This window comes from Haloarcula sp. K1 (assembly GCF_001647155.1).
In the GTDB taxonomy this organism is placed as follows: Archaea; Halobacteriota; Halobacteria; order Halobacteriales; family Haloarculaceae; genus Haloarcula; species Haloarcula hispanica.
The window spans coordinates 240,555-266,768 of sequence record NZ_LRHL01000045.1 but is presented as its reverse complement, the minus strand read 5'-3'; the positions used below and the strand labels follow the sequence as shown (position 1 = coordinate 266,768).

General features: G+C 57.1%; 21 protein-coding genes. 7 read left to right on the top strand and 14 right to left on the bottom strand.

The features are described from left to right. Window positions 1–147: 147 nt before the first annotated feature. Genes AV929_RS19615 through AV929_RS19605 form a run of 3 tightly spaced genes read left to right on the top strand, consistent with a single transcriptional unit; the run spans window position 148 to window position 4,976 of the window. Complete coding sequence (locus AV929_RS19615; protein ID WP_064289064.1) at window positions 148–1,356, top strand: Nramp family divalent metal transporter; 1,209 nt, start codon at window positions 148–150, stop codon at window positions 1,354–1,356. Then, window positions 1,357–3,351: a hydantoinase/oxoprolinase family protein gene (locus AV929_RS19610; protein ID WP_064289063.1), complete on the top strand. Its 1,995-nt coding sequence runs from the start codon at window positions 1,357–1,359 to the stop codon at window positions 3,349–3,351. Beyond that, entirely contained in the window at window positions 3,348–4,976 is a 1,629-nt protein-coding gene (locus AV929_RS19605; protein WP_064289062.1) for a hydantoinase B/oxoprolinase family protein, read from the top strand. Before AV929_RS19610 ends, AV929_RS19605 begins: the two co-directional genes overlap by 4 nt. Before the next feature lie 156 nt (window positions 4,977–5,132). Here the strand turns inward: AV929_RS19605 and AV929_RS19600 are convergent, their stop codons facing one another. Continuing rightward, window positions 5,133–5,693: a PAS domain-containing protein gene (locus AV929_RS19600; protein ID WP_064289061.1), complete on the bottom strand. Its 561-nt coding sequence runs from the start codon at window positions 5,691–5,693 to the stop codon at window positions 5,133–5,135. 129 nt (window positions 5,694–5,822) lie between these two features. On the opposite strand from AV929_RS19600, the gene AV929_RS19595 reads away from it, so the two are divergent. Further along, window positions 5,823–6,227, top strand: a complete 405-nt coding sequence (locus AV929_RS19595; protein WP_050007542.1) for a DUF4864 domain-containing protein — start codon at window positions 5,823–5,825, stop codon at window positions 6,225–6,227. 420 nt (window positions 6,228–6,647) lie between these two features. Here the strand turns inward: AV929_RS19595 and nhaC are convergent, their stop codons facing one another. Next, on the bottom strand, window positions 6,648–8,114 hold the full coding sequence (nhaC, locus tag AV929_RS19590; RefSeq protein ID WP_014031017.1) for a Na+/H+ antiporter NhaC: 1,467 nt from the start codon (window positions 8,112–8,114) through the stop codon (window positions 6,648–6,650). A 361-nt stretch (window positions 8,115–8,475) separates the two neighbouring features. Here nhaC and AV929_RS19585 point away from each other — a divergent pair, with 361 nt between their 5' ends. Continuing rightward, complete coding sequence (locus AV929_RS19585; RefSeq protein WP_008311746.1) at window positions 8,476–9,276, top strand: IclR family transcriptional regulator; 801 nt, start codon at window positions 8,476–8,478, stop codon at window positions 9,274–9,276. Window positions 9,277–11,273: 1,997 nt separating this feature from the next. Here the strand turns inward: AV929_RS19585 and AV929_RS19575 are convergent. The 8 genes from AV929_RS19575 to AV929_RS19540 form a co-directional block, all read right to left on the bottom strand. Then, a complete protein-coding gene (locus AV929_RS19575) occupies window positions 11,274–11,657 on the bottom strand; it encodes a hypothetical protein (RefSeq protein ID WP_014031015.1) in 384 nt (127 codons plus the stop codon). Beyond that, window positions 11,654–12,499 (bottom strand): ParA family protein, encoded by an 846-nt coding sequence (locus AV929_RS19570; protein WP_050038384.1) that lies wholly within the window; start codon window positions 12,497–12,499, stop codon window positions 11,654–11,656. Before AV929_RS19570 ends, AV929_RS19575 begins: the two co-directional genes overlap by 4 nt. Before the next feature lie 100 nt (window positions 12,500–12,599). Continuing rightward, complete coding sequence (locus tag AV929_RS19565; RefSeq protein WP_064289059.1) at window positions 12,600–13,835, bottom strand: tyrosine-type recombinase/integrase; 1,236 nt, start codon at window positions 13,833–13,835, stop codon at window positions 12,600–12,602. A 547-nt stretch (window positions 13,836–14,382) separates the two neighbouring features. After that, window positions 14,383–14,820 (bottom strand): hypothetical protein, encoded by a 438-nt coding sequence (locus tag AV929_RS19560; RefSeq protein ID WP_175055173.1) that lies wholly within the window; start codon window positions 14,818–14,820, stop codon window positions 14,383–14,385. Window positions 14,821–15,100: 280 nt separating this feature from the next. Beyond that, the gene (locus AV929_RS19555; protein ID WP_014031012.1) at window positions 15,101–15,799 is read right to left on the bottom strand and encodes a DUF2270 domain-containing protein; all 699 of its coding nucleotides are present in this window, start codon (window positions 15,797–15,799) and stop codon (window positions 15,101–15,103) included. Further along, a complete protein-coding gene (locus AV929_RS19550; RefSeq protein ID WP_230458921.1) occupies window positions 15,796–16,086 on the bottom strand; it encodes a sulfurtransferase TusA family protein in 291 nt (96 codons plus the stop codon). The genes AV929_RS19555 and AV929_RS19550 overlap by 4 nt, the downstream gene beginning before the upstream one ends. A 226-nt stretch (window positions 16,087–16,312) precedes the next feature. Then, window positions 16,313–17,962: a histidine kinase N-terminal 7TM domain-containing protein gene (locus tag AV929_RS19545; protein ID WP_225308153.1), complete on the bottom strand. Its 1,650-nt coding sequence runs from the start codon at window positions 17,960–17,962 to the stop codon at window positions 16,313–16,315. A 167-nt stretch (window positions 17,963–18,129) separates the two neighbouring features. After that, window positions 18,130–19,071 (bottom strand): UbiA family prenyltransferase, encoded by a 942-nt coding sequence (locus AV929_RS19540; RefSeq protein WP_064289058.1) that lies wholly within the window; start codon window positions 19,069–19,071, stop codon window positions 18,130–18,132. A gap of 517 nt (window positions 19,072–19,588) precedes the next feature. Here AV929_RS19540 and AV929_RS19535 point away from each other — a divergent pair. Next, window positions 19,589–20,545 (top strand): bile acid:sodium symporter family protein, encoded by a 957-nt coding sequence (locus tag AV929_RS19535; RefSeq protein WP_050007540.1) that lies wholly within the window; start codon window positions 19,589–19,591, stop codon window positions 20,543–20,545. 216 nt (window positions 20,546–20,761) lie between these two features. On the opposite strand, the gene AV929_RS19530 is transcribed toward AV929_RS19535, so the two are convergent. The 3 genes from AV929_RS19530 to AV929_RS19520 are packed head-to-tail and all read right to left on the bottom strand — an operon-like array spanning window position 20,762 to window position 24,049. Further along, window positions 20,762–21,721, bottom strand: coding sequence for an ABC transporter ATP-binding protein (locus tag AV929_RS19530; RefSeq protein ID WP_014031007.1), 960 nt, complete (start codon window positions 21,719–21,721; stop codon window positions 20,762–20,764). Continuing rightward, complete coding sequence (locus AV929_RS19525; RefSeq protein ID WP_064289057.1) at window positions 21,721–22,833, bottom strand: iron ABC transporter permease; 1,113 nt, start codon at window positions 22,831–22,833, stop codon at window positions 21,721–21,723. Before AV929_RS19525 ends, AV929_RS19530 begins: the two co-directional genes overlap by 1 nt. Window positions 22,834–22,837: 4 nt before the next feature. Then, window positions 22,838–24,049 (bottom strand): ABC transporter substrate-binding protein, encoded by a 1,212-nt coding sequence (locus AV929_RS19520; RefSeq protein ID WP_050038386.1) that lies wholly within the window; start codon window positions 24,047–24,049, stop codon window positions 22,838–22,840. A 545-nt stretch (window positions 24,050–24,594) separates the two neighbouring features. Between AV929_RS19520 and AV929_RS19515 the strand changes: the two genes are divergently transcribed. Next, window positions 24,595–25,251, top strand: a complete 657-nt coding sequence (locus AV929_RS19515; protein ID WP_008311726.1) for a lactate utilization protein — start codon at window positions 24,595–24,597, stop codon at window positions 25,249–25,251. Between the two features lie 265 nt (window positions 25,252–25,516). Here the strand turns inward: AV929_RS19515 and AV929_RS19510 are convergent, their stop codons facing one another. Beyond that, window positions 25,517–26,113 carry a TetR/AcrR family transcriptional regulator gene (locus tag AV929_RS19510; RefSeq protein ID WP_014031003.1) on the bottom strand — a complete coding sequence of 199 codons (597 nt, stop codon included), beginning with the start codon at window positions 26,111–26,113 and terminating at the stop codon, window positions 25,517–25,519. Window positions 26,114–26,214: the final 101 nt, after the last annotated feature.

Below are 26,214 nucleotides of genomic sequence, written 5' to 3'. Positions count from 1 at the left end.
CCGGAGATAGGGTATTTCGTACTCGTTCACACATCTGGTGACACGTACACAGTGTTCATACGACCGATGTGCCGACTACACACAGGTCTTAACAATGTTTTTTATTACCTGCTGGGACCGTGACAGTGGCTATCAAAACTAACAATCATGAGCATTACAAAACGACTCAAAGCCGTCGGTCCAGGAGCGATGGTCGCGGCCGCGTTCATCGGCCCAGGCACGGTCACGACTGCGAGCGTCACCGGGGCGGAGTTCGGCTATGCGCTCCTGTGGACAATGGTCTTCTCGATTGGGGCAACGATCGTTCTCCAGGAGATGAGCGCGCGACTGGGCCTTGTCTCGGGCGAAGGACTTGGTGAAGCACTTCGAGAGCGGTTCGACAATCAGATCGTCGAGTACGTGAGTATATTCCTCGTTGTCGGCGCGATCGGCATCGGGACCGCCGCCTACGAGGCCGGGAACATCCTCGGCGGTGCCGCAGGGCTCGCAACGATCACGGGTATCGACTCCACGGTGTGGGGCGTCGTGATGGGGCTCGTCGCCGGACTCCTGCTCTACACTGGGCGCTATAAGCTGATCGAGAAAGCGCTCATTGGGCTGGTCGCCGTGATGGCGGTCTCGTTCGTGGCGTCGGCGATCCTCATTGGTCCCGATCCCGGTGCGATTGCGATGGGGTTCGTCCCCGGTATCCCCTCGGGGTCGCTGTACCTCATCACCGGCCTCATCGGCACGACCATCGTCGGGTACAACCTGTTCCTGCACGCGAGTAACGTTCAGGAGCGGTGGAGCGGTCCCGAGGATATCGGCCACTCGCGTATCGACACGGTGCTGTCTATCGTCGCAGGCGGCGTCATCACGATTACGATCATGGTGACCGCGGCCGCAGCGTTCGAGCCCGGAACGCAGATCAGCGATATCGGCCGGATGGCCGAACAGCTGCGACCCATCGCCGGGCCGTACGCCGAACTGTTCTTCAGCATCGGCATCTTCGCCGCTGGGTTCACGAGCGCAACGACAGCACCGCTTGCGGGCGCGTGGGCGACCACAGGTGCGTTAGGCTGGGATTCAGATATGCAGAGCACACAGTTCCGTGCCGTCTGGGGGACCATCCTCGGTGTCGGAGTGCTTTCGGTGTTGCTGGGTGGCAGTCCCGTCCAGATCATCGTGTTCGCACAGGTGGTCAACGGAATTTTATTGCCGATCGTGGCGATATTCCTGATATACGCGATGAACCAGCGGGACCTCCTCGGCGAGTACACGAACGGGTCGATAGCGAACGCCCTCGGTGCTATCGTGACGCTCATCGTCGTGTGGCTCGGGGTTCGGACGCTGCTCAGTGTCGCGGGGGTACTGTAGATGGGAGATCGGAGAATCGGTGTCGACGTCGGTGGAACCTTCACCGACGTGACGCTGTCGCTCGACGGCACGCTCGTAACTGCGAAAGTCCCGAGCACCGAAGACCAGAGCGAGGGCGTAATCGCCGGGATCGAGAAGGCCTGCGAAGCGGCCGACATCGACCCGGAGAGCGTGACCGAGTTCTCTCACGCGATGACCGTCTCGGTCAACGCACTCCTCGAAGAGGACGGCGCAAAGACCGCGCTCGTCACGACCGACGGGTTCCGGGACGTGCTGGAAATCGGCCGCCAGGATCGCCCGTCGCTGTATGACCTGTCCGCGGAAAAGCCGACACCGCTGGTTCCCAGACGCCGACGCTTCGAAGTGTCCGAACGGACGACCACCGACGGTATCGAAGAGCCCGTCGACGAGGCCGAAGTCCGGGCAATCGCCGCGCAGTTACGCGATCTGGATGTCGAATCCGTCGCCGTCTCGCTCTTGCACGCGTACGCGCACCCTGAAAACGAACAGCACGTCGCAGACATCCTGCGGGACGAACTCGACGTTCCCGTCTCGGCTTCCCACGAAGTCCTCGCCGAGTTCCGCGAGTACGAACGAACCTCGACGACGGCCGTCGACGCGTACGTACGGCCGGCGATTGACCACTACGTCAGTCACCTCACCGACCGGGCCCGAGAGCTCGGGGTTCCACAGCCCCGTATCATGCAAGCCAACGGCGGCATCACCGACGCCGATACCGTCAGGCGGAACGCTGTGACGACGGTTCTCTCGGGCCCTGCCGCCGGCGTCGTGGGGGCAGGGTCGATGGCGGCCGACGAACAGGACGGGCTGGTCACGTTCGACATGGGCGGGACCTCTAGCGACGTGAGTCTCGTCCGCGACGGCGAGGCCGAACGGACCACGGAGGGCGTCATCAACGAGCGGCCGATCAAGACGCCGATGGTCGATGTCGAAACAGTCGGAGCCGGCGGCGGGTCCATCGCCTGGGTCGACGCCGGGGGCGCACTCCGCATCGGACCGCGCTCCGCCGGAGCCGACCCTGGCCCTGCCTGCTACGGAAAGGGCGGGACTGCGCCGACCGTCACCGACGCCAACCTCGTGCTGGGCTACATCGGTGCAAGCACCAGCCTGGGTGGGGAACTATCGCTCGACGAGGACGCGGCATACGATGCACTCGCGGACCTTGCCGACGAGGCAGGACTCGGCGGTCCGCTGGAAGCCGCCCGGGGCGTCTATCGCGTCGCGAACGCGAACATGACCAGGGCCATCCGTTCTGTGACCGTCGAGCGTGGGTACGACCCGCGGAAGTTCGGCCTCGCCGCATTCGGGGGTGCCGGGCCGATGCACGCGGCGTCCATCGCGGACAGCCTCGATATCGACCGGGTCGTGATTCCGCGCGCCTCAGGCGTGTTGTCGGCATATGGCCTGCTCGCAGCCGACGAGAAGCGCGACGCAGTACGGACGTATCAGCGCTCGCTCGGCGCGGTCGACCCCGACGATATCGACGCGGTCTACGAGGAATTATCCGAAGAACTGCTGGCTGAAGTCAGCGACCGCGAGGCGGCGACAGTGCGACACTCAGCCGACCTCCGGTATGCCGGCCAGAGCTTCGAACTCACCGTGGACGTCGACCGGCCGTTCGACACCGCAGACGCCCGCGAGCGGTTCGGAGCAGCCCACGAGTCCGCGTACGGGTATCGGGCAGACGAATCCGTCGAACTGGTGAACTGTCGCGTGACGACGACCGTCGAGCGGAGCGCACCGACGGTCGAGTACGATGCCGATGGCGACCCACAGAAGGGCTCTCGCGAGGCGGTGTTCGCCGATGAGGTCCGCGAAACCCCGGTTTACGAGCGGCCGAAGTTGCCACCACGGGACGAAATCGACGGCCCCGCGATTGTCGAGGGCGATGAGAGCACAATCGTCATCCCACCGGCCTGGAACATCCGGGTTCGCGATGACGGGACGCTGACAGCAGAGGTGAGCGACGAATGAATGACGAAGCCACCACATCGAGTGCCGAACAGGAGACGATCGACCCCGTAACGCTGGAGATCCTCAGGAACCAGCTAGAAAGCGTTGCAACAGAGATGGGACATGTGCTCATCCGTGGGGCCTACTCCCCGAATATCAAGGAGCGACAGGACTGTTCGACGGCGCTCTTCGACGCGTCGGGTCGGATGGTCGCACAGGCGGAGCATATTCCGGTCCACCTCGGCGCGATGCCCGACGCGGTGGATATTGTCCTCCAGAAGGACCCGAAACCGGGCGACGTCTTCATCGTCAACGACCCGTTCGCCGGCGGGACACACCTCCCGGACATCACGCTCGTCTCGACGATCGCGCCCAACGACGAGATAGTCGGGTACGCCGTCTCGCGAGCCCATCATGCCGACGTAGGCGGGAGTTCGCCGGGGAGCATGCCACCGGGTGCACAGGAGATTTACGAGGAAGGGCTTCGACTGCCCGCGGTTCGACTCGTCGACGGCGGCGAGCCCAACGAGGCGGTCCACGACCTCATCCGTGCCAACGTCCGGACACCGGACGAGCGCGAGGCGGATCTGCGAGCCCAGCGCGCCGCGAACGCCCGGGCCGAGGAACGCATCGGTGAACTCCTCGAAGAACACGGGGCGACCCTGCTCGACGCGTTCGATGCTGTCATCGAGTACTCCCGCGAGCGGGTCGAAGCTGAACTCGACGGGCTCCCGGACGGGACGTATCGAGCGCAGGATATCCTCGAAGGCGACGGCGTGACCGATACCGACATCCCGATTGAGGTGGCCGTCACCATCGATGGGGCCTCGATAGCTGTCGACTTCGATGGGACCGCCGACCAAGTGGCGGGCAACCTGAACGCGCCGCTTTCGGTCGCGAAGAGCGCAGTCTACTTCGTCGTGCGAGCGATAACCGACCCGGAGATTCCGCCGAACCACGGCTGTTACGAGCCGGTATCCGTGTCCGTACCTGAAGGGTCGATACTTGACCCGAAGCCGCCAGCAGCGGTCGTCGGTGGCAACGTCGAGACCAGCCAGCGCGTCATGGACGTCACGCTGGCGGCGCTTGCCGAAGCAGTCCCCGACAAGGTTCCTGCCGGTGGACAGGGAACGATGAACAACCTCATCATCGGCGACCGAACCGGCGATTTCACGTATTACGAGACAATCGGCGGCGGGTTCGGTGCCAGGCCCGAGAAGGACGGGATGGACGGCGTCCAGGTCGGAATGACAAACACGCTCAACACTCCCGTCGAAGCGATGGAGACCGAGTATCCGCTCCGGGTCGAGCGGTACGCGCTGCGTCCGTCGAGCGGCGGCGACGGCCGATACCGTGGCGGCCTGGGCCTCGAACGAACCGTCACCGTCGAGACAGACGCCACCGTGTCCCTACTGACGGAGCGCCGGCGGACGGCCCCCGCTGGAATCGACGGCGGCGAAGACGGCGCGACAGGGGAGAATCTGGTCGACGGCGAACCGGTCCCCGCGAAGGCCTCCGTTGACGTCGAGGCCGGGACGACCGTCTCGGTCCGAACGCCCGGTGGCGGCGGGCACGGTGACCCAGCAGAGCGGGACCCGGCAGCGAGGGAACGTGACCGACGCGACGGAAAGGTAGACGACGAGTGACGCTGGTTCGGTCGCTCCCTACCAGAACGCGACCGACCCGTGAAGTGGGTATTGCGAGTGCTACACTCATATGCGGGCGGCACTGGTGTATCTCCCACAGTGCAAGCTGACTGTCCACTCGGTCTGAAACGCGTCGTGAAGAGGTGCCACCGACGGTTAGCTATCTGCCGTGTCGATTGCCTTCTGTACACCGAGCCAGTTCGTGATGGAGCCGTCGGGACCGGTGAGTGGAACTATCGTCACTCGGTTTTTGAAGCGTGTGCCGTCCGCCCGGTAGTTCCATAGTTCGACGGTCCGCTGTTCCCAGATGTCGATACCCTCCTGAAGGGTTGCGACCGCCTCGAGGTCTGTTGCTGGCCCTTGCAGGAGGCGGAGATTCTTGCCGCGGAGTGCGGTCAGCGAGTAGCCCGTCATTTCTCTGAACGTCTGTGTCGCATATCTGAGCGGATTATCTTGGTACGCAGGTCCCGTGAGTGTCAGGCCCAGCGGTGCCGTCCCAAGTCGCACCATTTTCCTGATAATCTTTCGCTCGAAGGCAGTCACAGAGCCGAGCTTGAGCGCATCGAGGTTCTGAAAAATGTCTGCCGGCGACTCGTCGGCAGGGTGTGGATCGACAGTCCGGAGCCGGTGTGTTTCGACAAGACCCGGAAGCCGCTGGCGAAACCGCTCGTCGTCGAGCAACATGGTTTCGATAAGTGCGTCCCTCAGTTCGGCCATGATCGCAGTCGCCAGTTCTAGCTGCCGGGAACACAAACTCCCGTCGATATCCGGGTTTGTAGCCGATCAGCCGTGCCATTCATGCTGGTATAGCCCCTGTTTCAGAGACACACGGCACCTACGAAATCAATGTCTAAACCCGAGTACCCAGTGGCCAGCCTTCCGACGCCCAGTGAGACGTACGGTCCCAGTGATGCTGTAGCTCTCCAACTCGAAGCGCTGGAAACGAACGACGACCCGTTTGAAAACGCGGGTATCATGACGGCGTACAATTTCGCCTCCCCAGCCAACCGCCGCTCGACTGGGCCACTGGACCGATTTATAGCCATGGTCGAGTCACCGCAGTACCGTCCGATGATCGACTTCGGAGAGGCTGTGCGAGGCCCTGTCGAGCGAAACGAGAACTACGCTGAACAGCGGGTGACGATTACGGGGCCGGATGGACGAACGACCACGTACGAGTTCGGTCTATCAGTGCAGTCCGTCGGCAAGTTCCGAGGCTGCTGGCAGACTGACCGTGTGGTAGTGGTCTGAACTTCCCTAACGAGAGGCCCTAGCGTTACAGAACATCGTGAACTGCGCTTCAGTGGTTAATCGCCCCCCAGTTCCGGGTGTTCAGCCGTTTCGATGTGACAGTCGTACGCCCCCATGCAGGGATTTTCGCATCCATGCCCCCCAGCGTCGACAAGAGTATGCACCCAGGATTGGGTTGAATAACCTTGTATTGATAGTTATTTTCGATAGTTTTGTAGTATACGTATATAAATAGGTATCTTTATATTTGTGATTGGATTTTTAAAGGTACTTACCGCCTATTTCGGTTGAGATATCCGAAGACGTCGAGCTTTGTCACCAATGAGTGAGTATATCCGGTTCGGTGGACTCGAATGGTGCCTGTGATTCCGAATCGCAGTGAGGTCCGGGGTACTTACCCGCTATCGCCGGGCAGTGCGCTCAGTCACTATCTGCCGGCGCAGCCACATTACTCGGAGTCTGGCTGTCAGTCTCGGTCTCGGTATACGTGATTTGCCAGCCGGTAACTCCCATGAGAATGAGGATAAGCGGCGAAAGGAAGCCCAAGAAGTAGTAGGGGGCGTACTGGAACGTACTGACGCCAAGCGTTCCGGCCATGAACACCGCGCCGCTATTCCACGGAATGAGCGCGCTCGTGACGGTGCCAGAGGACTCAATTGCCCGGGAGAGGTTTTCGGTCTTGAGGCCCTTCTCTTCGTAGAGGCTCCCGAGCGTCACGCCGGGAACAACGATACTGATATACTGTTCTGCCGCAAGGACATTCATCGAGACTGATGACAGGACCGTGATTCCAGTGAGGCTACCGACGCTGTCACTGAGCTGGCCGAGGTGATGTGCCAGGACAGCGATAATCCCAGTGCATTCGAACAGACCACCCAGTGCGAGTGCGGCGATGGCAATTGTTACGGCCCATGCACCGCCGACCATCCCACCGCTTGCGAGGAGGCCGTTCACGAGCTCCATCCCCGTTTCCGGGCTTGTTCCGCTCTGTGCGACGGTCCAGACCGATGTGAACGAGTTCCCCTGAAGCACGGCCGATGTTATCGCACCGGCAAAGACACCAGCACCAAGAGCTGGAATAGCGGAGATACCGTATATCGCCAGCCCAAATGTAACGAGAAGCGGGAAGAAAGCGAGCGGAGAGATCGTGAACGAGCCCGTGAGCGCCGTCTGTATCTCGGCGATGCGGTCCACGGGAATCGCTCCTGACGCGCGGATGCCGAGACCGGCGTACAGGACAACAGCAATGGAGAAGGCAAGGAAAGTGCCTGCCCGCATTGCGTTAATGTGGTCGTACAGGTCAGTGTTTGTCACCGCCGAAGCGAGGTTTGTCGTGTCCGAGAGTGGTGACTGTTTGTCTCCCGTGTATGCACCTGTGAGGATTGCGCCCGCGGTCATCGGTTCAGGGAGTCCGAGTCCCGATCCGATGCCTATGAAGGCAACACCGAGCGTCCCCGCTGCGGTCCATGATGAGCCGATGGCAAACGTTATCGCTGCAGTAATGATCGCCGTGAGCGGCAGGAACACTATCGGGTGCAGCAGGTCAAGCCCGTAGTACATGAGCGTCGGAATCGTTCCGGCCTGTATCCAGGTCGAGATGAGAGCGTAGACGATAAACAGGATAAACACGACCTGAATGCCCATTAGCAGCGTATGTGTAATCCCGGAGTACATCTCGTCCCAGGATATATCGAACCGGTAGTAACTGAACAGCCCAGTGAATGCAATGCCCCAGAGGAGTGGGAACTGCGGGTCAAGTCCATAGATGCCGATACCAATGCCCAGCGCGGTTAGCATCCCGATAATCGGTATCAGCGCCTCTCCCAGAGAGGGTCGGTCTTCGGGATCAATATCGTCGTACAGCTTGATGTCGAATTCGGAGCTCATTCTTATTGGGTCGGTTACTTATTGTCTGTACCGTTTTCTTCCCAGCAGTGGGCGTGTGCATTCAGTTTTCCGACGTGTATGCTTTGAAGCGACTTCTCAGTCGGTATACGGCTAGCTTGGCGACTAAGCCGACTTGTCCAACAGCGCATATCGTTTGCTCCATTGACAGCGTCATTAATAAAAGTTCATGTAGAGAGCGGTCGCGAAACTGTTTCTGGGTCAGATTGTGCTGGACTGCGGAGTCCACCTTACCGAGCGATCATACCGGTCGGATCAGTATGTGCTGTCGAAAGCGGTCGCACCGACAAACTGTACGTTCGATATACCAAAATCATATAACCTGATAAACGAGACTCAACATATGACTGAACGCGAACCGCCGACTGCAACTCGACAGATCAAGTCGATTCAGACTGCGAGCGATATCCTGCGCGAGATTCAGTCACAGTCTGAAGTGACACTTGCGGACCTCTGTGATGACGTAGACGTTGCCAAAAGTACATTGCATACGTATCTACAGACACTTGTTGCAGAGGGTTTTATTGACAAATCAGACGGCGTATATCGGTTGGGGCTGCGGTTCGTCCCACTCGGTGAAAGCGTCCGGAATCGGGTCGACCTCTATCAAATCGGAAAGGAGGAAGTAGAACGGTTAGCCGAAGAGACCAGTGAATGGGTTCACCTCACAGTTGCGTACCGGAACAGGGAGGTAACACTGTACGAGCATAATGGAGGAGAAACAGTAGCCATGGATTATCAACGGCGTACCAGGGAGTCCCCACAATATCTCCACTGTACTGCGACGGGAAAAGCGCTGCTGGCACATTTCGATGAAGCCCAAGTCACTGATATACTGGCCAGTGAAGAACTCGTTCAGCAAACAGAAAAAACGATTACTGATCCAGACGAACTGCGCGAGAGACTCGCAGAAATTCGAAGGAAGGGGTACGCCATAAACGATGAGGAGGAAATCCGGGGTATGCGCTCCGTGGGCGCTCCGATACAGGACGTGGACGGAGCAGTTTGTGGTGCGATCAGTGTAACCGCACCGAAAATGCGACTGTCCGGTGAATACCTCAATAGTGACCTTCCGGAGCTAGTGATGGAGGCAGCAAACATCATCGAGGTCAATTTAGAGTCTGCGGCCGCCCGGAGTAAATAGTGTTCACATATATCGAAGGCTACCATCGCTACTGCACTACGTCGTGAAGATATAGTTGAGTCCAGAAATGGCACAAGAAGGCATTAATCCGGAACTGTAGTTCAGATGCGCTCTATCTGAATACTCGAGCGGTGACGGGCATCCAGTCCTTCTCAGGGACACCCTGTGATACGCTCCCTTCTGTAGCAATCTGAATGGCTGGATAGCTTGACGCTCGTGTCGAGTTCGCCTATCAGATTCCGTTATTAGAGTGGCTAATGCATCGGTTTGAGGCCCCTTCGATCAGCGGTCCTTCTCCGCTTGTGAACCATACGCCCAGTTTCAATCGCTGTTGTACCGTCTTGGAGCGTTTTAGTCGGCTCGAATTCCAGTCTTATTTGTTTATTCCGAACTAAGTCTGCTTGCTGACGCCAGAGGCGCTACATCGCCGTCGGCAAACTTTGTCTCCTCTGTGTGTGCGCTTCGGTCGCGCATCAACCAGTGCAGCGGGAGAGTAAGGCAACTGAGATTCCATTCGGTATAGTCAAAGTATCGCCAGGGCTCAGGAGGCAACCAGATCTGCTGCATGGTCTGTATATTCACTTCCATTCCAGCGGGTCAGACGGTCATGACCTGATCGGTCAGCCGAGACTCACACGCCGAGATCGTCATTGTTTGTCAGCAGTCCCGATCCTACTCATCAAATGCTACACCCTGACTCAGGGGAGCCGATGTATGCGGTCAAATTGATAGAGTGACGTGATGCGTGGCTAAGCATTCGGAACGGTCAGAGGTACCCGTTCCTGAGCACAATAACACGGGTACAATCGTTATATATTCTCACACGACACGCGGAATTTGATTAACGGGGTTCGACCCTGTTGTTATTAATTAACACTATTAACTATATCTTAGTTAACTATATCTTAGATAGCTGAACACCAATCCAAGAGTGGATTGACAAATTGAAAGTCAAAATATGCAATTATACAAATTGTTTGGAGAGCGTACAATGGCTTTTTCAAATTTGATGGGGATAATTGATTTAAGTGGCTGTATAAGCCCTTTTCTATAGATAGAACGTCGCTTCTTGAACAATATCTATTTAATCTACTTAGAGTAATCGGAAAGACGACGCTGAATCACCAATCTGGAGTCACGGCCGGTCCACATCGCCGGTGATGCCATCGGACTGGCGAACCGCCTGACTGGCTTCGGAATGGGACACGCGGCGCGGTCCGGCCGAGCGGCCGTAACGCCTTCGTACAGCAGGAGTCGTATAGACGCAGGTTGTTGTGCCAGAACTTCTGGACGAAAGCTGACACTGGTGTGGCCTCACCCATTCATGACACATCGGACTGGAGGGAATAGCTAGTCTATCGAAGGTGGACATCGAGTATCAGGAGAGCTTCGAACCGCAGCAGCCCGGGGATATCGTAAGCGCTGTTCGGGCATTACTAGCGGACTGAGCCAGGTATAGACGCATTTGGGTGGACACACCTGTTCGATTCGGAAACCGCTAGTGCCGGTTTGACCTATCGGTGGTAACTCTCGAAAGCACTTGACGCCCGCCACCGGCAGATCTATAATTGTCTTTGGGAGAAGGGGCGAACCGTCCGACAGGTATCGGCCACAGCGATTGTTGTCGTAGGAACAGTCGAGATATCTCGAAGAGAGAACTATACGTATTAGCTCGCCTCAGTACGTACAGCCGCTAATCGAACTCCTCAGCTATTCGACCTATCGACACCCCATAGCCATTCCGCATGGCTAATCGAATTGGCCATACTGTATACCCACACAATATGGCTAATCGGTATAGTTATACGGTATAGCCCTTCCGCATATTCAAAAGAGATAGTTAGTTGGGATAGTTATATGAGCTAGCGGGTGAAGGTAGGCAGTTGACACAGTTAGCAGTCCAGTTTCGTTCGGTTAGGTATCGAGAAAGGACTGCAAAAGCAAAAGACAAAGCCGGGACAGAACGCGATGGTATGCGCTCAATAGCTATTGTGGACTTAGCGAGACGCGGCCGACTGCTCCCAGTCGTACCCCCACTCACGGAGCTTTTCAGCGACAAGGTCCGGATTGTCCATGGCAACGACGAGAGCCGCTTCCAGCGCGTCGGTCTTGTACACATCCTCACCGACTGCGTCTTCTAGATTACGGAGGAAAGTGGATTCGCGCTCCTCGACCTCGGGGCGAATGAAGATCGGCCGTTGCTTGCGGTCTTGCTTGACTGAGTCACGCCGGAATTTGTATGGGATGTCTGGTTGGGTCGCCGTTTCTACGTCGGCGGGTTCAGTTTCAACATCCATCACCTCATCCTGCTGCTCGTCCGATTCTGGCCCTGGATCCGAATCGGTCTCCGCAAACGGATCGTCGCCGGAGCCGGATTTCATGCTGTTGCCTCCTGTTCGCGAGTCTGTCGGAGATGCGCAGCTAGCTCTTCGAACTGCTCCAGCGTTTCGATTTCGTAGTCACGTTCCCGACTCCGGTGTTCTTCAATGTATTTGAACGCTGAACACTGTTTGCGCCAACAGCCTTCAAGCAAGGACGTCCGCTCCCGGAACACGACAGGTATATCGTACGACTCCGCACGGAGCCGTTTGAGCATCTCCTCTTGATCGTTGGTCCCTTTGAACCGATTCGGTACAGCAGCTAACACGCCCACGTTGATATCTAGCGTGTCTTCAAGCCCGGTCACGAGGTCTGCGAGGCCCTCGACGGACTGTTGGCCTTTCCCGCTGGGTTCAAACGGGATAACGAGGTTCCGAGTCGCGTGCAATGCGTTGTACAGTTTCACGTCCGCGGTCGCAGGCGGGTCGATGATGACAGTGTCGTACTCAGACGGAACGCCCGCGTCCTTTAGCACACGAAGGAGCTGGACGTTCGGGTTCCAGTTCTCACCGAAGTCCGCCGCTTCCTCCTCACGACGCCGCAGATGTTTCGAAAGGACCTCCAGAGAGTTGTGTGCGGGAAGGACATCGACACCCTCTGAGGTCTCAATGAGGTCAGTGAACGGCCCGCGTGGCCGTTCGACGAGGTGTCGTACTAAACTGTCGGCCTCCGAGTCCGTTCGGCGGTCCGCGACGTCGAACAGGAACGAGAGGCTCCCCTCCTGTGGATCCATATCGATTGCCAGTACGTCGTGACCAGCACGGGCGTCGGCGACGGCGAGGTTCGCCGCCATCGTTGTCTTGCCGACACCGCCGGCCTCACTGTACACGGTGTAGGTCAGCATACCGTATCGGATTCACCGCACAGATATAAAGATTAGTCAGACGGTATAGCTATACGGTATAGCCAGCTGGCATCTCTACAGCGGTCTCGCAAAACGCGGGCTACTCGACGAACAGCCCTGCGAGCGTCTCGCGCATCTCCGCCCGCCGGTGAGACCGGGCTTCAGACTCCGAGAGGTAGTTATCGAGTACGACTTGTGCAGACGCCGAGCCCTGCTCCGCTGCGACGTCTTCGAACCGTTCCGCAACCCGCCTGACAGCAGCGCCGTACGTAGTGTACCAGAATCGACGGCCGGTTTTTGGCGTTGGCGTGTCGCCGTCGACAGTGACATCTGCGGCCTCAGCCACTGATTTGAACCGTCGTCGGACGGTTTCGGCGGTTAGATGGCCAGTGGCTGCGGACGGAGAGGGCAAGAGGTAGCCACTCCACTCTGGATCGGCAAGCGTCTCTATACGGCGTTCTACCGTCTCCAGACCGGCCAGGAGAGCCACGGTCCCAGGACCATTTTTCCGCTCGCCGTCACCGAACTCTATGTACGGATGCGAGTCATCGTCCGGATCGAGGTTGAGCTGTCGAATATGTAGCGATGCGACTTCACTCGGGCGAAGCCCCCAACCGCAGCATGCGACCACGATGAATCGATCCCGTAGCTCACTCGCTGCTCCATACAAGCGTTGGACGGCGGTTCTATCGAGTGCTTTGTTGTCCCAGGACGGGGTTCTATCCCATCCAAACCGGATTTCGAGGTCAGCCAGTGGATTGTACGCGGCGTTTCCGAACATCACCAGGTGTTTGTAGAACTGCCGCGTGTCCTGAACGTATTTACGCCGTGACGCAAGCGTCGTCAGGGCATCGTCCAGTTGGTCCAGCGCATCAAACGTCGCCGCTACCCGATCCATCTCTGCAACGCGTTCGTCGGGATTCTCCAGCGGTGCGAGCAAATCTTTCGTATCGTGGATATTGGTATATGCTTTCGCGTAGCGTCGTAGAATCGACCGCCGTGTGTCGATTGTCGCGCCAGCACGCCCACGTCGAGTCGAAAGTTCCTCAAGGTACCCCTCGATGGCCCGCTGGGTGTTGACAGAGAGGAAGTCAAATGATCTTGATGTCGTCGTGGCTTCTGGGACTCCGATCTCGTCGTAGAACTGCCTCGGGGACAGGTCGAATCGCCGTTGGAGATGCTTTACGAATCCCGGGAACTGTCCGTTCAGCCAGGTGTACGTGGGGGTTTCAGCGGTCGGGTCCAGCCCGTCGGTTTCCATCGTCGGTACGACGGTTTCGTGATAGAAAGACTCGCAGTCGGCTAAGTCCATCGTTGAGTAGCGAGTTTCAGTCATTGGATTTTGGGTGTGAACTGCAGTAACCGACGAACTGCTCTAGTTGGTTCGTCTGAATCACCGAGTTTTCGTATGTAGCGTATTCCCATCGTACGACTAATAGTTTGTCTTGTATTGTTTTCTCATGCAGAAACCCATAACAAGACAGATACAGATGGTCGCATTACCGCAGAACATAAACTATATAACGCTATATCAAATTCTGTGCTGTACAGGCTCGGTAGAAGTGTTCCACTGCGGTTTTATGCGGTTTAGGGCTCATCTCCACTCAAATTCCGTATACTCTGTGGCGGAGTCAAGCACAGGTTTCTCGTCTGTACTGAGAACAACCCCTTCATCGCTCTTCCAAAAGCACCAATGAGCAGGTAAGACCGACTACAGGATAGGGTATTCCGAGCGTGCGGTAGCTCCCGTAACTGTCACCGTCGGCTATTTGTGAAGGATTTCACAACACGGGGTGGGATATCGTGTAATGGCCAGACCAGCAGTATAGGACAGACTCAGCGGTTCTGAAATGTGGCTTACGCAAGGACCAAGCTCTCAGTTGTCACTCATCGGGACCGAACTCCTGGCAACCAAATCGGTCAATGTTCTCTGGCTGTGCACAGAGATAATCGAGCCGTTTTTCCATTTCAGACCGTGACATGCCCGCTTGGTTTTCTCGGGACTCCGCGAGCCGGGCTTGGCTGGCATTTAACATCTTTTCCTTCCTTTCTAGTTCCGAAACAAGTGTGTCTACGTCCTCGTTGCGTGTTTCTAACTGTTTGTTGAGGTCTGCAGCACGGGATTTTTCGGCCTTTCGGTCTTCTCGGGTCTCGTTCAGTTGTTCACGCAATTCCTCGTTTTCAGCGTGGAGGGCTTCGTTCTCTGTTTGTATGTCCTGTGCAGAATCCTGAAATGCAACTGTTGTCCCGACTATCCCACTGGTGGCCACCACAGTAGCGATGAGTAGCCAGGAACTGATATTGCGTGCAAGCGTAGTCACCGGTGAACCACCTCTGCTGTAGCCTGAATACTGTACTGGCGCCTCTCCCGGTGCAGCAGTAAAGGTTGAGTCATCATGTCCCAGCCTGATTGGTATGTGCTACTAATCGTAGTTCCCAGTTGGTTACATTTGGATAGCGATGAATCTCCAATAGTGCATCGACACTGGTGTAGAACCTAGACGAACTGACCGATTATTTCGTGTCCGTGATCGATGTGACCCACAGCATGCACCATCGCTACATAATTTCCGTGGGACTTCGGTGAATTCCAGTCAATACCTATTGGCGGAGATCTTCGGACCGAAGCTCTCCTTTTGCGTGCCATGTTCTGGGGCGGACGGCGACTACGATTGCAGCGGCGTATAGTAGTCCGACAGTGCCGATGACGACGACGCCGGGAAGCATACCGATAGCAGCGCTATCTGTCCACGAACCGGAACTGAACACGGTAATTCGTATGAGCCAGGCGGTTAGTAAGACAGTGAAAAGCGGCAGGTACACTCGTCGGAGTCGGTGCGCGATAGCTTCTTCCGTGCTAATTTTGATCGTCGGCTGTCGGTAATCGGCACTCAGTGACTTGCGCCAGTCCGGGTCGGCCACGCCTGCAGCGGGGTCTAACCCGTAGGCGAAGACGTTTGCTTGCAGTGTTCTAACTCGGCTGCGCCAGATATCGTAACCTCGGTATCGCCTGGCCTCGATGAACAGAAACACTGCAAGCGTGGCCGTTCCGATCAAGAGGATGTAATGCGGAATGTCCGGCCGCGAAAAGGCCCACGTAAGGATTGCAGAGATTACCAACACTGCCCAGTTGGTTGTCCGGTCGAGGCGCTCGCGCCAGAACTTCATCCGATGGATCTCGCCGCGGTAAAGATGGGCCATGGCTGAACTCGGACCCATATCCTCTTCTAGCAGGCCCTCGCCGACTTCCCGATGTGTCGAGTCGGTCGCGTCGACGTCCTTGTTTGAGACCCGTGTCATGAGTGGAAGATGAGCGACTGGAGATTCGAGTCGGTCGCGTGCTGGGCGGCCAGCGCCGAGTCGACACTATTGTCAGAATTTCTCCAGTCATAGTCAGGTAGTATATCTGCCGTAGCCGCCTGTTGAGGTCCCGTAGTCATCGTTGTGCGGACGTAGTGCTTGAGAACGTCCGTGCTCGCTTTTTCACCCGACGATAGCTCGTCAATGGTTTGTTTCGCCTTGACGACCGGCATCGGACAGTTCTCCCCGGTGACACCCAGCATCTGAGTAGGTTCGTGGTTGGCCATAGTATTGTTTCTTACTCTCAATACTACAGCCACATATAAAAGCACAACGGTAGTGTCTCAGAAGGATATATACAATATACAAGCTTCCTTGGAGGGGGTTGCGGGATAGGTTTTGAAGTTTTGGAACGATAGAATTGTGCAATAATGGAAAGATACTGAATACTGTAGAGCGGTGCTCACTCAGGCACAGAGGAAGAACCGTCCACCTTCTCAACGTCCCGGTTACTTATTTTGATGAGAGAATCGGAATCCGTAGGATGACAGTCGTTCCCGTCGTCTCACTCGACTCGATATCGACGGTCCCACCTGCGATATCAGTTCCCCACACAACCAGTGCAAGCCCGAATCCGCTCCCGTGCTTTAGCGGCGTTTCCGAGCCATGTTCTACGAGAGCGAGCTCGTTGGAGTCAATACCGGGCCCGTTGTCTTGGACAGTGACCTGAACGTATTCGCCGTCCCGTTCGACCTCGATTGACACAACAGGGTCGGGAGAGGTATTGTGTTGAGCGGCGTTTTGAATGATATTCAGACAGACGACATCAAACAGGCAATCCACCGCGAAATCGGCCTGCCCGGAAGCATACTCGAACGTGACCTCGGGATACGCTTCGCTGGTCGAGTCGAGACACTCGTCGAGAATAGAGTTCAGGCTGAGAGTATCTCGTTCCTCCCGGCTTTGTTCAAAGATATCGATAACCGAACGGACTTTTTCCCCGAGTTCATTGATTTCGACGGCGTGTTCTTGCAGGGTTGCGGCCTTCGACTCACTATTGTGCGTGGCTAGATACGCAGCGTTACCGAGGATGACTTGCACGTTCGTTCGGATGTTGTGCCGGAAGACCCGGTGGAGAACCTCTAGCCGTTGCTGGTCACGGAGAAGGTTACTCACATCGTGTAAGGTAATGACCCGGCCGATAGTCCGATCATGGATATCTGTTACGAGACTTTCGGAGACGTCGTACGACTGGGACACCCCATTGGGACGGTAAATCGTTTGCCCGGCCTGTGTTGCGCTACCGAGCGCCGATAGATCCGGACTGATTTGTTCAAGTGGTCGGCCGAGGGCTTCGTTGGGCGTCGTCTGCAGGGCAGTGGTAGCTTGGTCATTCATATCGACGATATGGTCGTGCGTATCCAACACGAGAGCCCCTTGCTGCATCTGCTGAAACAGCGAATTGCGAGCATGGCGTATCGGCGTCGGATTTGCACCGAAGAGCTGGAACCTGGTGAGTGCGCCCAGATACGCGAGACCGGACACGGCAAAGGCAATCGGTGTCGGATCGACACCGGCAGATGGGAGTGAGCCCATCAAAAAGAGGACGTTCGTCACCCAGGGTGCCAGAAGACCGAGAAGGAGCGCTAAGCTCTGGCCGCGGAACGGGTCCACTTGACTCGTAACGAGTTTCAACAGCGGAAGTGCCCCGAGAAGGCCCAGCAGATACGTATAGCCGGCTATAATCCAAAACCAGACACCCGGCGTTCTGTTCAACGTCGCAATTCCATGTTCCTGAATGATGACCGAATTAGTGTACAGTAACTGGTGGGAGTGGCTCGTGAGTCCCAGAAAGACGGTAATTGCAGGGACGATCGAGTAGAGCAGGATGTGCTTGCGGGCCGTATACTCGGTATAGCCAGCATATTCGAGCGAAAAAAGCAGCCACGCTATCGGAATGATTGCAACACCGATCCAAGAGACATCGACCCAGAAAACCTTCGAGCTCAGCGTCGCTGCATCAATCCGGAAGATCAACGTGGCCGACCACCAGCACTGGCCTGCCAGGAGCAGAATAAGTGGGTCAGCGCCGGGTTCTGGGCGCTCTTTCCAGGCAAGGAGGCCGCCCGTAACGCCGACCGCAATCGTGGCGACCAACACCATCTTCATCAGCGTCAGTGAGAACACAACTATGTTGAAGATTAATCGGGCGCCATCGTTATAACCTATTTGCCTTCGAAAGTATCTAAGGTTGACAGAATCGCCATCAGAGGGCCGAATACTTGCGGAAGAGAGTTGCTTTACAAATAAAGGTAATTTATATGATAGTGCTACTGGCCGAGCAGTGGGAAGACCACAACAACAAACGCTGGTAAGCGAGTACACTCTGCTGCGACCGTAAGTGCACTCTCGTTTTCGGTTCGGTTAAGACAGAAGATGACGCCATTCAGGAAGAGCAAACTAACTAAGAGAACGACCGCTTCCCTGAGATTAATGATGTTTGCAACAAACGCAACACCGAGCAGAACCGCTGTTAGACCCGTGATTCCGTAGAGGATATACTTAGTCCAGCGAACACCGACCACAACCGGGAGCGTCCGGACGCCGATTTCGCTGTCACCCTCCTTATCGCGCACATTCGGGATTTCTGTATTGACGAACGTCGCCAATACGAAAAACAGGAACACGACACCGACCGCCGGAGAAGCGGGCGCACCAACGTACGTTAGCGGCAGACACACAATGACGAGCGCCCAGACTACAGCGACGAGAGTTGAATTGAGAAGGAAGACCTCTTTCAGTCGCTGGGTACCGCTCGGAAGGGTAGGGATCCAGTCACAGGCGTAGAGAATCCAGCACATACCCGGTAACAGCGATAGACCAAAGCTGATGGGCCCACCCAATGCAGACAGGGCCACAGCAAGGCCGTATGCGATAGCCGCCAGAACGTAGAAGCCGTTCTGATATCGGCGCACGAAGGCAGTCCGTGCGGGGGACGTTTTCGCATCAGTTTCTAAGTCTGCCAACCGGTCGTTGCCATACACTGCGAACGTGAGCAGTCCTGCCACAATCGGAGCCGGCGTTAGAGGGAGCGCCAGTAGTTCACTCACAAGGACTGCTTCCGCCATCGCAATAACTGCGAGATACACGGAACTGTAGAGAAATATATTCCTGACTGGTCTCGTCAGCGTAGCTAGTTTTGTAATCAAAGAGCGATTCCTCACGGACTCTATGTCAGGCTGCTTGCCTGGGTTTTGTGCATCAGTCGGCATAGCTGCAGTAGAATATCGGCGAACTATACAGTAAAGTCCTACCCTATATTAAATATCTTCAAAAGTCGAAGTAAGTTTGGTTTGGCTTCGTCGTGGATGAGAATATAGTCAAACGTGCGGAACATCTTCGTATCTATCCAAGCGCTGTCTGAGCAAGCGACCATGGAATAGATTGAGTGTAGACGGGTTGGACGATACTATCAATGGCCAGGTGGATACCACTCCGTGAGCAGTTCACCACGGGAGGCTCTGTTCGCTCTCGGACAGACTCACTGCGCGTCGATATCAATCTCGATCCCAACAATAGCGATAGTAGCCATTGAAAATCAATGCACACCTGATCGCACGATTGTAGTGCGATCAGTGTGTAACTCGTTTCAATTGTTACTATAGTCCAGAGAACCAGCGGCCGTCCCACATTGTGTGTTCGTCGTCCGACAGTACAGAGATCCAAAGTAAGCTTTTTCTACATTGTTCATCATCCAGATATGTGACTTCGACATCGACGCTTCGAGCGGTGAGTCGGGCTGCGAGCAAGTACTTCGTTGTCTGGGTAATCCTTCTGGCAGGGATCGCTCTCGTCAGGCCGGACCCGTTCGTCCCAGTGTTGGACTACGTGTCCCCACTGCTCGGGCTAATCATGCTCGGGATGGGGTTGACGCTCCAACCGGCGGACTTTCGCCGGCTAATCGAGGAACCGGTCGATATCGGTATCGGCGCTGTCACGCAGTGGCTGGTGATGCCTGCCGCTGCGTACGGGCTGTATGTCCTCCTTGATCTTCCGGACGCTGTCGGTATCGGTCTCATTCTGGTCGGTGCCGCTCCCGGTGGGACCGCGTCGAACGTGATGGCGTATCTCGGTCGGGGTGACGTGGCGCTGTCCGTCGCGATCACGACGCTTACCACCCTTGCAGCGCCGATCGTGATGCCGGCCTGGGTAGTGTTTACCCTCGGCGAACAGATCAACGTCACCTTTGCGGAGATGTTTCAGAGCATCATTCAGATCGTCATCATTCCGGTGTTGCTCGGGTTCACAATCCGGTATTTGCTGGACCGCTATTCGCCCAAAGCCGCTGAAATCGGCACCGACGTGTTCCCAGTTATCAGTGTCGCCGCGATTGTTGCGATTGTCGCTGGCGTCGTTGGCGCGAACGTGGACAACATCCTCACGGCTGGTCTGCTTGTGCTCGTGGCGGTCGTCGCCCACAACGCGATCGGGCTTGGCTCGGGATACGGTATCGGGCGGGCAACTGGGATGCCGAAAGACCGCGTTCGGACCTGTACATTCGAAGTGGGGCTGCAAAACAGCGGTTTAGCCGTCGCGCTGGCGACAACGCTGTTCGAGCCTGCAGCCGCACTCATTCCGGCGCTGTTCAGCGTCTGGCACAACATCACCGGGCCGGCGCTGGCAAGCTTCTTTAGCTGGCAGGACGACGGACAGAAATCCGTCGAGGCTGTGCCAAGCGACGACTGAGGCTCACTCCCCACGGTAACCCGATTTTCGGTGGTATCAAATCCGCTCATCCAGTGGTGAGCGACCGGGCCGTACGGACATGGAGGAGGCGGAAAGCGGGGGACCCGTTCGGCTCTCTCACCAAACAGAGTAATCGTACCCCCCGAACCGTCTGACGACAAGATCAGTGATGTCGATTCTGACGCAGTCTGGATGTCTGAGTGGTGCTGCCACCGGTCACGGTTCCCGATCAGTATCCGGAACGTCCTCGGGAACAGGACCTACAGTGGTGTGTGCCGCCTGCGCGTCGGTGACCGGGTCAATTGGAATCACCTGAAGCCCATACTCGGTTTCCAGAACCGCCGCTTCGATCTCGAAGACGTCAGCAAGCAACTGTTTCGTGACCACCTCCTCTGGCGGGCCGCGGGCGTACATCGAGCCGTCCTTGAGTGCGACGATGTTGTCGGCGTACCGCGCTGCCTGTGCGATATCGTGGAGTACGAGGACGACCGTTATCTGACTCTCATCCCGGAGCGTTTCGACTATCTGCATCACTTCCAGCTGGTGCTGTGGGTCGAGGAACGTCGTCGGCTCGTCCAACAGCAACACGTCCGTGTCCTGAGCGATTGCCATCGCAATCCAGACGAGTTGCTTCTGGCCGCCGCTCAGGCTGTCGACATCGCGGTCACGGAGGTTCTCAATGCCGGCAAGTTGAATCGCGTCGTCGACGGCGGCTCGGTCCTCGTCGGACAGCGACTCGAAGAACCCAGTATGTGGGTACCGTCCGCGCTCGACCAGATCACCCACCGAGATACCGGTCGGAACGACGTTCTCCTGGGAGAGCAAGCCGAGTTTGCGTGCGAGTTCCTTGGACCCGAACTCGTCGATCGTCTGGCCATCGACAAAGACGGTTCCGTCGTCGGGCGAAATCTTGTCCGCCATCGCTTTCAGGAGCGTGCTCTTCCCGCTCCCGTTGGGGCCGATGAGCGCGGTCACTTCGTCCGGTGGGACGGCGATCGACTCGCCGTCGATGACAGGCTCGTCCCGTCCAGAGTACCCGACAACGAGATCGGTCCCGTCGATTTCTGCGGCCGACTCCGATGTCGTTTCACCGGCGCTATCGACGGCTCGTGTTCCGGCCTCGGACCTGTGTTCGACTGTCTCTCCGTCCATCTGTGAGGGCCGACCGTCAGCCATCAGACTTCACCCAGGTCGGTTTTCTTCCGCATCAGGTAGAGGAAGTACGGGCCGCCCACGATGCCGGTGATGACGCCCACCGGCAACTGGACGGGGCTCAAGGCGAGCCGTGCACCCACGTCTGCACTGACCAGCAGCGCCGGTCCGAGGAACAGACACCCCGCAAGCAGCAGCTTCGAATCGCTACCGACGAGATTACGGACCATATGGGGAACAATGAGCCCAACGAACCCGATGAGGCCGGCGACAGCGATGGCAGCCGCCGTCGAGAGAACGCCGATCCCCGCGATAGCGAACCGGACTTTCTCGACCGGCATCCCCAGTGAGTCCGCTCGGTCCTCGCCGAGTGCCAGTACATCCAGTTCCTGCGTAACGGCGAACGCGAGCGCCATCGCAAGGACGGTGAACGGCAACGCGATTCGTACCTCGGCCCACCCAGCGTTCATCAGAGTCCCGGAGAGCCACGCCTGCGCGGACATCGCAACGCCGAGATCGCCGGTGAAGAAAAACAGCGCACGCTGGACGGACCCGAAGACGGTGCCTACCACAACACCTGCAAGCACCAGTCGGACGGGACTGGTACCGTTCTTCCACGCGATAGCATACACGAGCAGGAACGCGAGTCCGCCACCGGCAGCCGCAAATATCGGTAGGAACGGCACCAGTCCGGTGAGGAGTGTTAGCGTGAGCAACACGACTAATCCAGCCCCGTCGCTGACGCCGAGGATGTACGGGCTCGCGAGTTCGTTGCGCGTAATTATCTGAAAAAGCGCTCCCGATACTGCGAGGTTTGCGCCGACCAGGACGCCGACGAGGATACGGGGCAGCCTGAGGTTCCAGACGATGAGTTGCTGGCGGGTCAACCACTCCGGGACCGCTGTACCGAGAAACGCCCACCGCCAGACTTCGAGGCTGGACAGTACCGTCGGGTCGAAGACCGTCTGCCACGCCTCGACCAGCGTCAACGGGTACGCGCCGAAGCTCACCTGCAGTATCGTCGACCCGAGCAGGACGGCGAGGCTGCCGGCGATAATGAGGGCGAGCTTTGAGACCTCGTACCTGTCGGTAGTTCCTGCGCGTAGGTTCGTGAGTCGGTCGAATACCTTCGCCATCGCGTTAGATGTTTCCGTTGATGATGTCACTGACCGCCTGGCGATCGAACAGTTTCTCTTCGTCAGGGACGTCGCGGACAGGACCTGGCCACTCGCCGAAGCGATCGGGCCAGACTTGCTTGGCGGCGGCCTCCGTGGCGAAAAGATCGACGATAGGACCCTGGTATTGGCCGCCGATTCGGATGATGTTACCTTCCTGAACGGCGGTGAGGTCCTGACCGTTCGGGTTGTTTTCGAACGGCTCGACGACGTTGGTCACGAACTCGTCGTGAGTTGCGGTTGTGAGCCGGCCCACGGCAGCGATGTAATCTGGATCGTGGTTGAGGAGTTCCTCGTAACCGACGGTACCACCGCCAGGGATCTCAGCATCGTAACCGTCCCTGAGCCCGAGCCGTGAGAGGGGCTTGGTCTGATTGTGGTATTTGTGGATATCAGAGAGATAGAACTGGCCGGAAGTCGGGTCTACGCCGCGCCACACCGCAATGACGGAGGGGCGTTCGTCTTCAGGGGGGAGATCAGACCTGATGTTCGCCATGAACTCGTCGTGCAGCGACTCCCAGGCCCGGTACCGGGCCTGGCGCTGGAAGACCGCCGCCATCTTCTCGAAAACGTCGTAGAGTTCGTGGTAGGTTTCCTGCTCGTACCCAAAGGGATGTTCGGGGCCGAAGCGGATCGAGGAGGCGACGAACGGACCGGTGGCCTCCTCGATCTCCTGAATATCGGAGTCCGCCCAGTCGGTGAAACGTCGTAATCCCCGAGGGTCGATGAGATTGACAGCGGGGCCGGCAGCGTAGAAGTTCTCCTTGTCGTAGCCGGACTCGGAGCCGGCCGCCAGCGCCATGATGTCGTCCTCGTTGAACGTAACGTCGGGGAGGATGTCGTAGAACTTCCGTGGCGCCCGTGCCATGTCGGTCGCGGCGGTAGGCTGGATGCCGAGCGCCATCCCGATATCGAGGTAGACACTGGGAATGACCGAGTACGACTCGGGAATTTCTTCGAACGTGAACTCGCCGTGGGGCTCAATTTCGACGGTGTACGGCGTTGAATTTTCCGGAGTCGATTGCTCGGTATCTGCCGTGGCTTCGGCCTGGTCTGTTTGGGCACTCGCGGCCCCATCCCCGGTGGTTCCTCCATCATCGGAGCTCCCGCTGGAACAACCGGCGAGGGAAGCCACCAATCCAACACTACCTGCAAGTACTTCGCGTCTACGTGTCATCGCTTTTCAGGTGGGCCTAAAACAGATTAGTGATTCCTCCCTTTCGACGTAACACGGTGTGTACGATGTTCAGACCGTGAAATATCGAGCCGCTATGCGTCGCCCGTACTGCTCAGGCGTCACCGGCGATTGGAAACGCTGAACGAGTGCTGGCACTGCGGGCAGTGATAGCTTGTCGCATATCCGGTGCTCGAAACGTCCCAGTCGCCCCCGATCATACCACTCTCAAAATCACAGTCCGGACAGAACAGTACCATTTTCGAGGGTGTCCCAATAGTGTCTGTAGTTTCCTTACGAGCCATTTGCATTGATAGCATAACATGATGAATGGAGGGCAATATATGCTACCCCCCGGTTTTCAGCATTTGATATCGCAGTCAGCAATCAGAGACCTCGTGCTGTTTCCGGACAAAGTACAGCCGTGTGTCACACCCAGTCAGGTGATCGGGGTATCACCGATGTAACTACCAGACATCGGTGTCCGCGAGCACTTTTGTACTAGCTACGCCTTCATGTTGACGCTGATACACCTACCGCGAAACAATATGTCTCAACAGAAATCAGAGTACGCAGACGACGCCGATATTGACGAATCACTGGACGAACTGGCCTCGGAAGAGACCATTGAGCAGACCGTCGAGAACCTCGAGGCAAACGGGTTCGATGTCATCGTCGTTGACTCGACTGATGATGCGCTCGCAGAACTTCAGTCACTCATCCCTACAGAGGCGTCTGTGATGAACGGCCACTCGACGACGCTCGAAGAGATCGGGTTCGTCGAGTACCTGAGTGACGGGGACCACGAGTGGGAGAGCCTCCCCGACGAGATCTGGAGTATCGACGACGACGCAGAGCGGCAGGCCGCCCGCCGGAAGTCGCAAACGGCCGACTACTTCCTCGGTGGCATCAACGGTATTTCCCAGACCGGCGAACTCGTCGCGGCAGACCGCTCGGGGAGCCGTATCGGTGCGTATCCGTTCGCTGCCAGTAACGTGGTCATCGTCAGCGGCGTGAACAAGATCGTGCCGACACTCGAAGACGCGCTCGACCGACTGGAAAACGTCGCGTACCCACTCGAAAACGAGCGCGCGAAGGAGGCCTACGGCGTCGACTCCGCGATTGCCAAACAGCTCATCCTCCGCCAGGAGCTCGAAGAGGATCGCACTACCGTTGTGCTCATCCGCGAGCACCTCGGCTACTGACTGCAGTACAACAGAGGGTGGTAATCGGTCCCGCCGCCTTGCGTTGCCGATCTAAGCACAGTATCGGAGAACTATAGTAACCATTGAAAATCAATGCATACCTGATCGCACGACGGCAGTCCGATCAGTGTGTAACTCGTTTCAATTGTACTATAGCAGCCCGGGGTACGTTTCTGTGCTCCGCACTCCGCCGGAAAGAGCTATTGACCGGCTTGGTCCAAGCCGTGTGAGAGAGGAAATTCGGCGACGACCATGGCGACAGGCGCTACGAAATCAAATGCGAATCGATATACGAAAATAGGGAGGCTTTCGCTGCTCCTGTTGCGGCTTCGCGATTGGTCGTGAGGCGGCTATACATCGTTCCTTTAATCATTGCTAGAATGTGCTCGGCCATGTGTGTCGGATCCACATCGCGAAACACATCAGCCTCTATCCCTCGACGAACAGTTTTCTCGATGATTGCAGTAAGTCGAATATCAATCTCGGTGAACTGTTCGCGAAACACCTCCTGATCCAGCGCTTGCGGGGAGAGCGTAACTAAAACGCTGTGAAGCTGCCGTTTCTCCTCGGTTAGCTGGCACGGGAGGAGTGTCGTAATGATGTGATGGAGGTCCTCTTTCGGGTGGTCACCGATGGTCGTGTTGATTGTCGCCTCGAATCGGTCAACAGTGAATCTGAGAAACCGGATTAGCAGGTCGTCTTTCGAGTCGTAATAGTGGTATATCGTCGATTTGGCCTTGTCGAGTTCGTCTGCAATAAGCGAGATGGAGAGTTCAGCGTATCCACTGTTTACCAGCGCTCGATGGGTTGCGTGCATAATCTCTTTTTCAGTTGCACCCAGAGCGTCACCATCTGTAGTCATACAGACAGTCCTCCGCTCTGATCGTAGATAGCTTGACAGCACGGTGCCAATTCCTCAGGCTCTGCCTCGGAGCGATCTTTCTCAAGCCGCTCAATTTGCTC